Raw genomic sequence first — 12,907 nt, 5'->3', positions numbered from 1 at the left:
CCGCCGCGGAGCCGGCGGGTGCGGGATCATGCGTGCATGGCTCAGCAGCAATCGCAGGAGCGGCACGGTACACCCATCGCGGCGGCTCCAACAGGTGCCGCCGAAGGCAGGGGCGTCGATACGCGGGCGGCGGTCTTCCTGGAGGTCCGGACCGTCGCGGGCGCCCGGTACGCCTGCACCGCCTCGCTCGCCGACCGTCCCGCCCCCGGAGGAGCCCGATGACCGACCACCACGCCGACCGGCCGCACGAGGTCCGGGAGTTCTTCGCGGCCCGCGCGGCCGGCTGGGACACCAAGTTCCCCGGCGACGGCCCCGCCTTCGCCGCCGGAGTCGCCGAATTGGGCCTCAAGGAGGGCGAGCGGGTCCTCGACGCGGGCTGCGGTACGGGGCGCGCCCTGTCCGCGCTGCGGGCGGCCGTGGGCCCGCACGGGACGGTGCTGGGCGCGGATCTGACGCCCGAGATGCTGCAGGCCGCCGTGCGCGCCGGGCGGGACCGTGACGCGGCGCTGCTGCTCGCGGACGTGACCCGGCTGCCGCTGCCGGACGCCGCGCTGGACGCGGTCTTCGCCTCCGGTCTGCTGTCCCATCTGCCGGACTCGGCGGGCGGCCTCGCCGAACTCGCCAGGGTCGTCCGCCCCGGTGGCCGGCTGGCGCTGTTCCACCCCATCGGGCGGGCGGCCCTCGCCGCGCGCAAGGGCCGCCCGCTCACCCCCGACGATCTGCGGGCGGAGCCGAACCTGCGGCCCCTCCTCGCCGTCGCCGGCTGGGATCTCATCCGGTACGAGGACGAGGACGCCCGCTATCTGGCGCTGGCCGTGCGACAGGGAGGAGCCGGGGCCCGGGGGTGAAGCGGGCCGCGGGCGCCTCAGGTCGCCGCCGGGTCCTCCCCGTGCGGGACCGGGCAGCTGCCGGTGCGGCGGGCGGCAGGAAAGGTGCCGAGCTCGGCCACCCGGAAGCCGTTCGGATAGCCCTTGATCTCGGGGTTCTGGCGGACGTAATGGGGAGTGCGGCGCGGCGGCAGCAGCCGCACGGCCCGTGCGCGCAGCTTCAGCGCCGTGCGGACCGTCTTGCGCACCGCCGGGGCCGGCCGCTCATATCGGAAGGCCTCGAGGAGCGTGTCGTCCAGGAGGGCCATGCTGGCGCCGCGCACCACCGGGGCGAGCGGGCCGTACCAGCCCGCCATCAGATCCAGCGTGGCGTCCGACACCCGCCGGGCGCCCTCGTCCCAGCCGAAGTGCGCCGCCTCGTAGGCGTCGAGGCAGCGCTCGAAGTCCTCGTAGGTCTGCGGGATGTCGGTGATGCCCATATGCCGGCCGAGGGTGCGGTAGTAGGCGGCGACAGCCTGCTGTTCGTGTGCGGTCAGCCGCCGCCAGCCGTACTCGTCGAGCCAGCGCTTGGGCACCACCACGAAGGTGCACAGGACGTAGCGCATGTCCTCGTTGCTGATGTCGTAGCCGTGGTGCATCTGGTTGATGCGGCGGATCGCCGTCCGGCCGTCCGTAGTGTCGAAGCCGTGCTCGACGACGGCGTCCAGGAGGAGGGCGGTGTCGTCATAGCGCTTTTGCGTACGGTCCGTCAGCTCCGCCGTCTCGGCCAGCAGCCGCCCGATGCTCGGCACGGCATAGGTGCGATAGAGCGCCAGCTCCAGGGCACGGGTCAGGTCCCAGGGGAATTCGTGGGTCGCGATGATGCGGTAGATCCGCAGGCAATCGCGCTCCGGGTCGAGCCGCCGGATCTCCCGTAACCAGTCGTAGCGCCGCACCTGATATCCGTCCTTTCGGTTGCCGACGGGCCGATTTTAGTGCGGTGGACGGTAGTTGAGGGGGTGCCGGGGTGCCGGATCGGGCCGCGCGGTGGCCGGATCGCGTCGTACCGGACGGGCCGGGCGGTGCGTCGTCCGGGCGGGTCGCACCACCGGGGCGGCGCCCCTTCGAACGACGCACCGCGCCGCCACGGGGCGGCCACCAGGGCAGTCGCGAGGCCTGCGCCGCCTTCCCCGCGGCCCGGCGGTCCGTCCGCGCGAGCTGCCCACCGCGCCGGCAAAAACACATCTGCGCAGCGTACGGCTGGTGACAAGGCCCTGCCGGGCCAATTAGGGTGCGCCGACGTACTCCGCGACGGATTGGATGGGGGAGGCCCCGCGTGCCCACGACCGAGAGCGCCGGCAACGACCAGTTGTTCGTGCTGACGGCGGTGCTGCTGACGCCCGCGCAGTTCCCGAGCGTGCTCGGCGACGACTACCCCGAGGTGTGTGCGGGTCTCGGCCTCGAACCGTATGCCGAGGGCTACGGACTGGTCCTCGGCCAGGACGGTGACGGCGCCCGCTGGACGGTGGCGACGGAGGATGTGTCGCTGGTGGCGTGTGCGATCGCGGCCTGGGACTGCGGGATGGAGTACGACCTCTCGCCCGGGGAGAGCAGCATCGTCGGGGCACTTCCCGGATGGCCGCTCGCGCTGGCCGTCGCGGCGCCGGAAGTGCCGAGCCCGCACGATCCGGAACCCCAGGAGGGCGACCCGGCGCCGCTGACCCCACCGGACGCCGAGGCGTGGGGACCTGCGCAACGACGGCTCGGCGCGGACGAGATCGCCATGCAGTGGGCGGTGTGGCGCGAGCAGGTGGACGGCGACGACGCCTTTGCCGAGCCGGGCGACGAGGCGCACCAGGGGGTGCGGCGGGTCCTGGAGGAGGCGCGCGCCTATGTGACCGATCCGCCGCCGCCCGGGCGGGTGCGGTCGTCGTTCGCGGCCGGTGAGGCGCGCACCCTGCGGGTCGACGGGCCCGGCTGGAGCATGGTCGCCCGCACCGATGACATTGCGTTCGTGCTGCTGGACGAGGAGCCGGGAGAGGTGCACCCGGTGGGCCGGGGGCCCGAACTGCCCGGTCTGCTCTCGTCGCTGGACGAGCTGGCGGTACGGCCGGTCTGAGCCGGTCCGGCACCTGCCGGGCCCGGGCCGCCCCGGGCCGGTGAGGGCGACCGCCCCGGGCAGGCCGCCTCCGGGCCCCCGCCCACCGGCTGTCGCGCACCGGCCCTGCCGCCCGCCGCACGGTGCCGCCACCGGGTGCCGGGGCGGCCCAACTGCCGCGAGGGGCGCGGGGCCGCTCGCTCAGTGGCCGATCTGCTTGCGGCCGACGCGGCGCAGCCGGCGCCGCTGGGAGGAGTCGAGCGTCAGATACGCGACGGCCGGGATCCCGACCATGACCAAGAGGGCCGCCCAGAAGGGCAGCAGCCACAGCAGGATCACTCCCACCGCGACCCCGCCGACCGCGACCTTCGCCTGTGTGGACATCCTTCACGCCCCTTCCGCGGCGCCTGCCGCGCTCTGTGTACTCCATTGAACGCCGATTGCGCGCCGCAGGTTCCATTCAACGGCGTGCGGTCGGGTACTCTCGGGCGCTTCAGGGGCCAGTAGTCAAATTTGAGGAGTCGGCATCCAGTGGCATCTCCCCCGGCGGTCACGCCCGCTCAGCTCTGTGCGCTCGCCCGCTGCGCAGCGGTTTTCCTCCCGTCGGATCCGCCCCGGGGAGGGCGGGTCGCCTTCTGGCGTCCCGACGGCGACCCCCTGGAGGAGGCGACCCCCGCGGGCCGGAAAGGCGGCGGGGACGGGCCGGCGGAGGAACTGCTGACCGTGGCCCTGCCGGACGAGGGCGGCGGGGTGGCGCTGTACGAGGTCCCGGCCCAGGTCCTGCCGGTCGCCGACGCCGTGCCGGTGCTCACCCGCGCGCGAGCGGCCCGGGCCACCCATCCGGCCGCCGCCTTCTGGGGCACCGCGTCCCTGCTGGCACTACAGCTCGCGGCGCGCGGGCGGATCCTGCCCGGGCTGAGTCCCGCCGGGTACGACGCCTGGCGGCTGGGGCCGCTCGACCCGGCGGACCTGGCCCGGCTGCGCGACCTCGCGGCCGCGATGCCGCCGTCCGCCCACGCCGTCCCGCTCCCCGGCACCGACCCGGTGACGCTGCCGGATCCCGAGCGCCAGGTACGGGCCTTCCTCGACGCGGTGGCGGACGGGCTGCCCCGCTCCCCCGCCGCCGCACTGGTCACCGGCGCGCCGGCGTTCGCGGCGGCCGCCCCGCAGCAGCTGCCCGAACAGCGCGCCTGGGCCGCGGACGTCGCCGCGGGGCATGACGCGGGGGTACGGATCTCCCTGCGGGTGGAGGCACATGACGCGCGGAGTGGGACGGGGTCCCCGTTCTCCTTCACCGCCGTCCTCCAGCTGCACAGCCTCACCGACCCGGGGCTGCGCGCGGATGCCGCCGAGGTGTGGGCGGGCGCCACACCAGCCGGGCGGGCCTTCGGGCCGCGCGCGCGGCGGGACACCCTGCTGACGTTGCGCCGCGCGGCACAGGCCTGGGCGCCGCTCACCCCGTTGTTGTCCGCGGCAGTGCCCGACGCGCTGGACCTCGCCGACGAGGAGGTCGCCGAACTGCTCGGGCCGGCCGCCCGTGCGCTGGCCGCCGCCGGCGTGCCGGTGCACTGGCCCGCGGACCTGGTGGGCACGCTGACCAGCCGGGCCGTGGTCGGCGCGCCCGACGCGCAGGACGGTGACGGGGCGGCAGGGACGGCGGCGGGGCTGCCGTCGTTGTTGTCCGCGCGTGCCCTGCTGTCCTTCAGCTGGCGGTTCGCGGTGGGCGGCCGGGAGGTGGCGCGGGCCGAACTGGAACGGCTCGCCGAGGCGGGGCGGCCGTTGGTGCGGCTGCACGACCGGTGGGTGCTGGTCGACCCGGAGGCGGTACGGGCCGCCCGGGACCGCCGGGACCGCGAGGTCACCCCGCTCGACGCGCTCGGCGCCGCGCTCACCGGCAGCGCCGAGGACAACAGCGGCGACCGGGTGGAGGTGACGGCAGCCGGCCCGCTCGCCCGGCTGCGCGACCTGCTCCGCGCCCAGGAGGACGGCGACGCCGAGCCCGTCCGGCAGCCGGCGGCGCTGCGCGCGACGCTGCGCGACTACCAGGTGCGCGGGCTGGGCTGGCTGCACCGGATGACCTCGCTGGGGCTGGGCGCCTGTCTCGCCGACGACATGGGACTCGGGAAGACGATCACGCTCATCGCCCTTCATGTGCACCGCCAGACCGACCCCGGCACCGCCGGTCCCACGCTCGTCGTCTGCCCCACCTCCCTGATGGGCAACTGGCAGCGGGAGATCGAGAAGTTCGCCCCGGGCACCGCCGTGCGCCGCTTCCACGCCGGGCGGCGCAGCCTGGCCGGACCGGCGGACGGCGAGATCGTGCTGACCACGTACGGGACGATGCGGCTCGACGCCGGGAAGCTGGCGACGGTGGACTGGGGACTGGTCGTCGCGGACGAGGCGCAGCACATCAAGAACCCCTTCTCCGCGACCGCCAAGGCGCTGCGGACCATTCCGTCCCGGGCGCGGGTGGCGCTGACCGGTACGCCGGTGGAGAACGACCTGTCCGAGCTGTGGGCGATCCTGGACTGGACGACGCCCGGACTGCTGGGCCCGCTGGGCCGGTTCCGTACCCGCTATGCGCGGGTGGTCGAGGGCGGCGCCGCGGCGTCCCCGGAGGCGGCCGAGCGGCTCGCGCGACTGGTGCGGCCGTTCCTGTTGCGCCGGCGCAAGTCCGATCCGGGGATCGCACCGGAGCTGCCGGCCAAGACGGAGACCGACCATGCGGTGGCGCTGACCGCGGAACAGGCGGGGCTGTACGAGGCCGTGGTGCGCGAGGGGCTCGACGAGATCGCCGGGACGGGTGGGTTCGCCCGGCGCGGGCTGGTGGTCAAGCTGCTCACCTCACTCAAGCAGATCTGCAACCACCCCGCGCAGTACCTGAAGGAAGCCGGCGCCGGAGAAGACGGCCAGGGGGCGGTGCGGATCCAGGGGCGGTCGGGGAAGGTCGAGCTGCTGGACGAACTGCTGGACACCATCCTGGCCGAGGGCGCGAGCGTCCTGGTGTTCACGCAGTATGTGCAGATGGCGCGGCTGCTGGCGGCCCATCTGGCGGGGCGCGGGGTGGCCACACAGTTCCTGCACGGCGGGACGCCGGTGGCCCGCCGGGAGGTGATGGTGCGCAGCTTCCAGGACGGTGCCGCGCCGGTGTTCCTGCTCTCGCTGAAGGCGGCGGGCACCGGTCTGAACCTCACCAGGGCCTCGCACGTCGTGCACTTCGACCGCTGGTGGAACCCGGCCGTCGAGGCGCAGGCCACCGATCGCGCGTACCGCATCGGGCAGACCCGGCCGGTGCAGGTCCACCGGATCGTCACGGAGGGCACGATCGAGGACCGGATCGCCGACATGCTCTGCCGTAAGCAGCAGTTGGCCGATGCGGTGCTGGGGTCCGGCGAGGCCGCACTGACGGAACTCACCGACGCCGAGCTGGCGGACCTGGTCGCACTGCGGGGGAACGAACGATGACCAAGAACGGAGACGAGGGATCGATGCCGCGGTACGAGGGGGAAACCGGCGCCGCCGAGCGGACGTTCGGCGCACTGCCGGTGGCGCGGGGGCGGGCCTTCGCCAGAAGCTGGTGGGGGCAGGCGTGGCTCAAGGCGCTGGAGGACACCGCGCTGGACGGGGCGCAGCTCGCGCTGGGCCGGCGATATGCGCGGGCGGGTGCGGTCGGCGCGGTGTCGGTGCGGCCCGGCCGGATCACCGCGGTCGTCCAGGACCGCGACCACACACGGCATCGCTCCGACGTGCTGGTGCAGCAGCTGAGCGGGGCGCACTGGGCGCGCCTTGCGGACCTGGTCGCGGACCGGGCGGGGCATCTCGCGGCGCTGCTGGACCGCGACCTGCCGCCGGTCCTGGTCGAGGACGCGAGTGCCGCCGGGATCGAACTCCTGCCGGGCATCGGCGATCTGGAGCCCGAGTGCAGTTGCGGCGCCTGGGACCACTGCGCGCATTCGGCGGCGCTGTGCTACCAGGTGGCGCGGCTGCTGGACCAGGACCCGTCCGTCCTGCTGCTGGTGCGCGGCCGCGGCGAGCGGGAGCTGCTCGACGAGGTGCAGGCGCGCAGTGCCGCGATACCCGCCGGGGCGGCGGCGGAACGGCCGGACGTGGGGGTGCCGGCGGCCGAGGCGTATGCGGCACGTGACATCCTGCCGCCGCCCGTGGCGCCGCCGCCGGTCGCCGCCCCGGGTACCCCGCCGGTGCTCGGCGGCGGCACCCCGCCCGCGCCCGGAGTGGACGTGGCCGCGCTGGAGTTCCTGATCGGGGACGCGGCGGCGCGTGCCCAGGAGTTGCTGGCGGATGCCCTCTCCCCCGGACATCCGGACAGTCCGATCCCGCCCGTGCTGACGCCCGCCCAGGATGCCGTGCGGCTGGCGGCGGCCGGTCCCGGTGCGGCCCGATCGGCGCGGCTGGCGGCCGGTTCGGGGCGGGACGCGGCGGGTCTGGCGGCGGCCGTACGGGCCTGGGAGCTGGGGGGTACGGCCGGGCTCGCGGCCTTGGAGGAGGAGTGGACGCCGGAACCGGAGGTGCTGGCCAGGGCGGCCGGCCGGCTCGCGTCCGCCTGGGAGGACGGCGAGGCCCGGCCACCACTGCGGGCGTACGGCAACCGCTGGACGGAGGACGGCGGTACGGCCCAGCTCCGCTACGGGCGGGACGGCCGCTGGTGGCCGTATCGGAGGGAAGGCGGGCAGTGGGTGCCCGCGGGGCCGGCCGCGGACGATCCGGCGGCCGCGTGGGCGGTGTTGTCGGCGGAGGGCTGAGCGGACCCCGGGGCAGGGGCGGCTCGGCTCCCTGCCGTGCGCCGCGCGGCCCGGTCGAATCCGCCCCATCCTGCTGCGCCGTGCGGCCGCTCATGATTCTCTGAGGTGATCCCCCACCGCCCGGCACGTCGCCCGCAGCAGGAGGACCAGTGACCGGCACCTCGCCGCACGCGCCGCACCACACGTCGCCCGCACCCCGGACCGCCACCGGGGCGGACGGCGCACCGCCCCGCCCCGGCGACCCCGAGCACCCCCCGTCCCCGTACTACGAGGACCGCTCGCCGGGCAGCGGGGTCCTGCCGCCCCGCGCCTGGTACGCGAGATCGGACGCCGCCCGGCTCTCGCTGGACGGCACCTGGCGGTTCCGGCTCTCGGCGGGCGCCACCGCCGAGGACGACTCGTTCGCCCGGCCGGACTTCGACGATGCGCAGTGGCAGGACCTGCGGGTGCCCGGCCACTGGGTGCTCCAGGGGCGCTCCGCCGCCGACGGCCCCTTTGAATGCAGCGGTGCGGCGCGGCCGAACGGCGCGCCCGTCTACACCAACACCGCCTACCCCTTCCCGGTCGATCCGCCGCGGGTGCCGGACGAGAACCCGACGGGCGATCACCGGCGGGTCTTCGATCTGCCCGAGGGGTGGGGCGAGGGGCCCGCCGTGCTGCACTTCGGCGGGGTGGAGTCCTGTGCCCGGGTCTGGCTCAACGGGCAGGAGCTGGGCCACTTCAAGGGCAGCCGGCTGCCGCATGAATTCGAGGTGGGGCCGCTGCTGCGGCCGCGCCGCAATGTGCTGGCGGTGCGGGTCCACCAGTGGTCGTCGGGCAGCTATCTGGAGGACCAGGACCAGTGGTGGCTGCCCGGCATCTTCCGGAACGTCTCGCTGCACCGCCGTCCGGAGGGCTCGGTCGCCGACCACTTCGTCCACGCCGGGTTCGACCATCGCACCGGCCACGGCACCCTGCGGGTGGAGTGCACTCCGGCCGGCCGGGTGCGTGTCCCGGCGCTCGGCCTCGATCTGCCGACCGGGGAGCACGCGACGGTGCCGGTGCGCCCCTGGACGGCGGAGGACCCGCATCTCTACGACGGGGAGTTGGTCACCCCCGGCGAGCGGATCCCGCTGCGGATCGGGTTCCGCACGGTCCGCGTCGAGGACGGGCTGCTGAAGGTCAACGGCCGCCGGATCCTGCTGCGCGGCGTCAACCGCCACGAGTTCCATCCGCTCCACGGGCGCGCCCTCGGCCCCGAGACGATGCGCAGCGATCTGCTGCTGATGAAGCGGCACCACATCAACGCCGTGCGCACCAGCCACTATCCGCCGGACCCCGCCTTCCTCGACCTGTGCGACGAGCTGGGGCTGTGGGTCGTCGAGGAAGGCGATCTGGAGACGCACGGGTTCGCCCAGCAGGGCTGGCGGGACAATCCGGTGGACGACCCGCGCTGGGAGCCGGCGCTGCTCGACCGGGCACAGCGGATGGTCGAGCGGGACAAGAACCACCCCAGCATCGTGCTGTGGTCACTGGGCAACGAGTGCGGCACGGGACGCGGACTGTCCGCCATGGCCGCCTGGATGCGGGAGCGCGACCCGTCCCGCCCGCTGCACTACGAGGGCGACCCCAGCTGCGCCGACACCGATGTCTACTCCCGGATGTACGCCGACCACGCCGAGGTGGCACGCATCGGGCAGCGCGCCGAGGAGCCGCTGTCCGACCCGGAGCTGGACGCCCGCCGGCGGCACCTGCCCTTCCTCCTCTGCGAGTACGCGCATGCCATGGGCAACGGGCCGGGCGGGCTGAGCGAGTACCAGCGGCTGTTCGAGCGGTACCCGCGCTGCCAGGGCGGCTTCGTCTGGGAGTGGATCGATCACGGGCTGCGGCAACGGACGCCCGCGGGTGAGCTCTTCCATGCCTACGGCGGCGACTTCGGCGAGGAGCTGCACGACGGGAACTTCGTCTGCGACGGGCTGGTCTTCCCCGACCGGGTGCCCTCGCCGGGCCTGCTGGAGTTCTCAAAGGTCATCGAACCGGTGCGGATCGAGGCCGAGACCGACGAGGAGGGCCACCCGGACGCGGTCCGGCTCAGCAACCGCTACGACTTCGCCGACCTCGGTCATCTCACCTTCCGCTGGATCTACGAGGTGGCGGGCGAGCTGCGCGGGCACGGCCGGCTGGACGTACCGCCGCTGGCGCCCGGTGCCTCGGCGACGGTCCCGCTGCCGACCCCGCCGGTCGAGCCGGGCGACGACGGGGAGGCGCTGTGGACGGTGACGGCGGTGCTGGACGAGGACACCGCCTGGGCGCCGGCCGGGCACGAGGTCGCCTGGGGCCAGCTGCCGGCCGGCCCGCGCCCCGCCGCCTCCTGGACGGCCACCGCCACCCCGCGCCGCGGCGAGGGCAATGTGATCGTCCTGGGCCCGGGAACCTTCGACGCCGCCACGGGAACGCTCGGCTATCTGGACGGCTTCCGGATCGGCGGCCCCCGGTTGGACGTCTGGCGGGCGCCGACCGACAACGACGAGGCCGCGCCCTGGCAGCCGGGACCGCGGCCGGCCACCGAGTGGCGGCGGATCGGTCTGCACCGGATGCGGCATCGCGTCGATGCCGTGGAGACCGGGGCGGACGCCGTGCGGGTACGGACCCGGATCGCCCCGGCCGGATCGCCGCTCGCGCTGCGGGCGGTCTACCACTGGACGGCCCAACCCGACCGGCTGCGGCTGGAGTTGAGCGTCGAACCGGAGGGTGACTGGCCGGTTCCGCTGCCGCGGCTCGGGGTGCGGATGCTGGTGTGCGGCAGTCTGGGCCGCGCCGAGTGGTTCGGCGGCGGGCCCGGCGAGGGCTATCCCGACACCCTGGCCGCCGCCCGTGTCGGCCGCTGGTCGATGCCGGTGGAGGAGCTGCAGACGCCGTATGTGCGGCCGCAGGAGAACGGCGCGCGGCCCGGGGTGCGCTGGGCGGAGCTGACCCGTGCGGACGGCTCGGGCCTGCGGATCGAGGGCGACCCGGACTTCTTCTTCACCGCCCGCCGGTGGTCGGCCGAGGAGCTGACCGCGGCCCGCCACACCACGGATCTGCGGCCCGGCGAGGACCTGTGGCTCCATCTCGACCATGCGCAGCACGGGATCGGCAGCCAGTCGTGCGGGCCGGGGGTGCTGCCGCAGCACCGGCTGGAGGCGGCCCCGGCGCGGTTCTCGTTCGTGTTCGCGTCGCTGCGCTGAGCGCCCCCGGGCACGCAGGTGCCGCCCGGGGCACTGTCAGCAGGCGGCACTACGCTCATGACGAGGGGCGCACACCGCACGCGTCCGGACCCCACCGGGAGGCTTCGCACCATGGTCAGCACGTCCCCGCCGCTCACCGAGGCCCTCGCCGCGGGCCCGGTCGTCCTCGACGGGGGACTGTCGAACCAGCTGGAGGCCGCCGGGCACGACCTGAGCGATGCGCTGTGGTCGGCCCGGCTGCTGGCCGAGGAGCCGGCGGCCGTGGTGCGGGCCCATCAGGCGTACTACGAAGCCGGGGCCCAGGTCGCGATCACCGCCAGCTACCAGGCGACGTTCGAGGGCTTCGCGCGCCGCGGCATCGGCGCCGAGCGGGCCGCGGAGCTGCTGCGCCGGAGCGTGGAGCTGGCCCGCGAGGCAGCCGGGCGGGCGCGGGCCGGCGGGGTTGCCGGGCCGCTGTATGTGGCCGCTTCGGCGGGCCCGTACGGGGCAATGCTGGCGGACGGCTCCGAGTACCGCGGCCGCTACGGTCTGTCGGTGGCGGCGCTGGAGCGTTTCCACCGGCCGCGCCTGGAGGTACTGGCCGCGGCGCGGCCCGATGTGCTGGCGCTGGAGACCGTGCCGGACGCCGAGGAGGCCCGGGCACTGCTGCGCGCGGTGCGCGGACTGGGGGTACCGGCCTATCTGTCGTACAGCGTCGCGGGCGAGTGCACCCGCGCCGGGCAGCCGCTGGCGGAGGCGTTCGCGGTGGCGGCGGACGCCGACGAGGTGATCGCGGTGGGGGTGAACTGCTGCGCGCCGGACGATGCGGACCGGGCCGTACGGCTGGCGGCACGGATCACCGGGAAGCCGGTGGTGGTCTACCCCAACAGCGGGGAGAGCTGGGACGCCGCGGCCCGGGCTTGGTGCGGGAGCCCGGCGTTCGACGCGGACCGGGTCGCGGCCTGGGCCGCGGACGGCGCCCGGCTCATCGGCGGCTGCTGCCGGGTGGGCCCGGACGCCATCGCCGCCGTGGCGACCGCGCTGGGCCGCTGACGGGGCGCCCGGGGGCGCGAGGCCGGCGCGCTGACGGGCCCCTGGGGAGGCGAGGCCGGCGGGGCCCGGTTGCGGGCCGAAGGCGTTACACAGACGCAACCGACGGGGCGGCGACAGCGCCCCGAGCCGGTGGCAGGATGCAGGCCACATCGCAGCATGCACGGCTTGGTTGATCTGCATCACGCCTTGGAGGACCCGTGTCCGCTCGCTCCGCGTCGTCTGTCATAGCCGTTGTTGCTGCCATCGCCGTAGTGGCGGGGTGCAGCAGCACCAAGTCCGACGGGAAGAAGGGGGCCGGCGGACTGGAGCTGGTCTCCTCCGGGACACTGAAGACCTGCACCCACCTTCCGTACGCACCGTTCCAGGTGAAGAAGAACGGCAAGATCGTCGGGTTCGATGTGGATCTGGTCGACCTCGTCGCCAAGGATCTCGGCATCAAGCAGGAGATCGTCAACACCCCCTTCGAAGGCATCGAGACCGGTCAGGACTTCACCATCCGCAAATGCGATCTGGCCGCCGCCGGCATGACCATCACGCCCGCGCGCGACAAGGTGATGGACTTCTCCGACCCCTACTTCAATGCCACCCAGGCGCTGTTGACGAAGAAGGGCAAGCCCTTCAAGAAGGTCGAAGACCTCAAGGGCAAGAAGCTCGGCTATCAGAAGGCCACCACCGGCGGGATCTACGCCAAGGACCACGGCAAGGGCGTCGAACTCGTCGAGTTCGAGGATCTGGGGCTGCTGCTGACCGCCGTGAAGTCCGGTCAGGTCGACGCCGGCATCAATGACAACGGTGTGCTCTTCGACTATGTGAAGCAGAATCCCGACACCGCCGTCGCCGCGGAGTTCAATACCGGCGAGCACTACGGAATCGGCGTGCGCACCGGGAACGACGTCCTGCGCAAGAAGATCAACGAGGTCATCAAGAAGGCGAAATCCGACGGGACGTACAACCGGATCTACAAGAAGTGGTTCGGCACCACCCCGCAGAGCTGAGGCCGGCCAC

The 12,907-nt window shown here is 74.3% G+C and carries 10 protein-coding genes; 8 read left to right on the top strand and 2 right to left on the bottom strand.

Annotation, left to right across the window (positions count from 1 at the left end):
• Nucleotides 1-36: 36 nt before the first annotated feature.
• Both BKA18_RS32210 and BKA18_RS32205 read left to right on the top strand, forming a co-directional pair.
• Nucleotides 37-222, top strand: coding sequence for a hypothetical protein (locus BKA18_RS32210; protein WP_366046287.1), 186 nt, complete (start codon nucleotides 37-39; stop codon nucleotides 220-222).
• Nucleotides 219-848 (top strand): class I SAM-dependent methyltransferase, encoded by a 630-nt coding sequence (locus BKA18_RS32205; RefSeq protein WP_366046286.1) that lies wholly within the window; start codon nucleotides 219-221, stop codon nucleotides 846-848. The genes BKA18_RS32210 and BKA18_RS32205 overlap by 4 nt, the downstream gene beginning before the upstream one ends.
• Before the next feature lie 17 nt (nucleotides 849-865).
• Here BKA18_RS32205 and BKA18_RS32200 read toward each other — a convergent pair whose 3' ends face one another.
• Complete coding sequence (locus BKA18_RS32200; protein WP_366046285.1) at nucleotides 866-1,762, bottom strand: oxygenase MpaB family protein; 897 nt, start codon at nucleotides 1,760-1,762, stop codon at nucleotides 866-868.
• A gap of 380 nt (nucleotides 1,763-2,142) precedes the next feature.
• Here BKA18_RS32200 and BKA18_RS32195 point away from each other — a divergent pair, with 380 nt between their 5' ends.
• A complete protein-coding gene (locus tag BKA18_RS32195; protein WP_006601888.1) occupies nucleotides 2,143-2,925 on the top strand; it encodes a hypothetical protein in 783 nt (260 codons plus the stop codon).
• A 180-nt stretch (nucleotides 2,926-3,105) separates the two neighbouring features.
• Here the strand turns inward: BKA18_RS32195 and BKA18_RS32190 are convergent, their stop codons facing one another.
• Complete coding sequence (locus BKA18_RS32190; RefSeq protein WP_006601889.1) at nucleotides 3,106-3,288, bottom strand: hypothetical protein; 183 nt, start codon at nucleotides 3,286-3,288, stop codon at nucleotides 3,106-3,108.
• A gap of 147 nt (nucleotides 3,289-3,435) precedes the next feature.
• On the opposite strand from BKA18_RS32190, the gene BKA18_RS32185 reads away from it, so the two are divergent.
• The 5 genes from BKA18_RS32185 to BKA18_RS32165 all read left to right on the top strand — a co-directional run bounded on the left by BKA18_RS32185 (nucleotide 3,436) and on the right by BKA18_RS32165 (nucleotide 12,897).
• Nucleotides 3,436-6,369 carry a DEAD/DEAH box helicase gene (locus tag BKA18_RS32185; RefSeq protein ID WP_366046284.1) on the top strand — a complete coding sequence of 978 codons (2,934 nt, stop codon included), beginning with the start codon at nucleotides 3,436-3,438 and terminating at the stop codon, nucleotides 6,367-6,369.
• Nucleotides 6,366-7,664, top strand: coding sequence for an SWIM zinc finger family protein (locus BKA18_RS32180; RefSeq protein ID WP_366046283.1), 1,299 nt, complete (start codon nucleotides 6,366-6,368; stop codon nucleotides 7,662-7,664). The genes BKA18_RS32185 and BKA18_RS32180 overlap by 4 nt, the downstream gene beginning before the upstream one ends.
• A 149-nt stretch (nucleotides 7,665-7,813) precedes the next feature.
• Complete coding sequence (locus tag BKA18_RS32175) at nucleotides 7,814-10,870, top strand: glycoside hydrolase family 2 TIM barrel-domain containing protein (protein WP_366046282.1); 3,057 nt, start codon at nucleotides 7,814-7,816, stop codon at nucleotides 10,868-10,870.
• 111 nt (nucleotides 10,871-10,981) lie between these two features.
• Entirely contained in the window at nucleotides 10,982-11,902 is a 921-nt protein-coding gene (gene mmuM, locus BKA18_RS32170; RefSeq protein ID WP_366046281.1) for a homocysteine S-methyltransferase, read from the top strand.
• Between the two features lie 197 nt (nucleotides 11,903-12,099).
• Nucleotides 12,100-12,897 carry an ABC transporter substrate-binding protein gene (locus BKA18_RS32165; protein ID WP_040897894.1) on the top strand — a complete coding sequence of 266 codons (798 nt, stop codon included), beginning with the start codon at nucleotides 12,100-12,102 and terminating at the stop codon, nucleotides 12,895-12,897.
• The last annotated feature ends 10 nt before the right edge of the window (nucleotides 12,898-12,907 follow it).

This window comes from Streptomyces auratus (genome assembly GCF_050433025.1).
GTDB lineage: Bacteria > Actinomycetota > Actinomycetes > Streptomycetales > Streptomycetaceae > Streptomyces > Streptomyces sioyaensis.
Note: the sequence above shows the minus strand (reverse complement) of the source record. Positions and strands in the feature narration are given on the sequence as shown.

Excerpts from the sequence above, each read along its gene's own strand:
- BKA18_RS32210 (WP_366046287.1), top strand. The coding sequence starts at position 37 with ATGGCTCAGCAGCAATCGCAGGAGCGGCACGGTACACCCATCGCGGCG.
- BKA18_RS32205 (WP_366046286.1), top strand. The coding sequence starts at position 219 with ATGACCGACCACCACGCCGACCGGCCGCACGAGGTCCGGGAGTTCTTC.
- BKA18_RS32190 (WP_006601889.1), bottom strand. The coding sequence starts at position 3,288 with ATGTCCACACAGGCGAAGGTCGCGGTCGGCGGGGTCGCGGTGGGAGTG.
- BKA18_RS32180 (WP_366046283.1), top strand. The coding sequence starts at position 6,366 with ATGACCAAGAACGGAGACGAGGGATCGATGCCGCGGTACGAGGGGGAA.
- mmuM (WP_366046281.1), top strand. The coding sequence starts at position 10,982 with ATGGTCAGCACGTCCCCGCCGCTCACCGAGGCCCTCGCCGCGGGCCCG.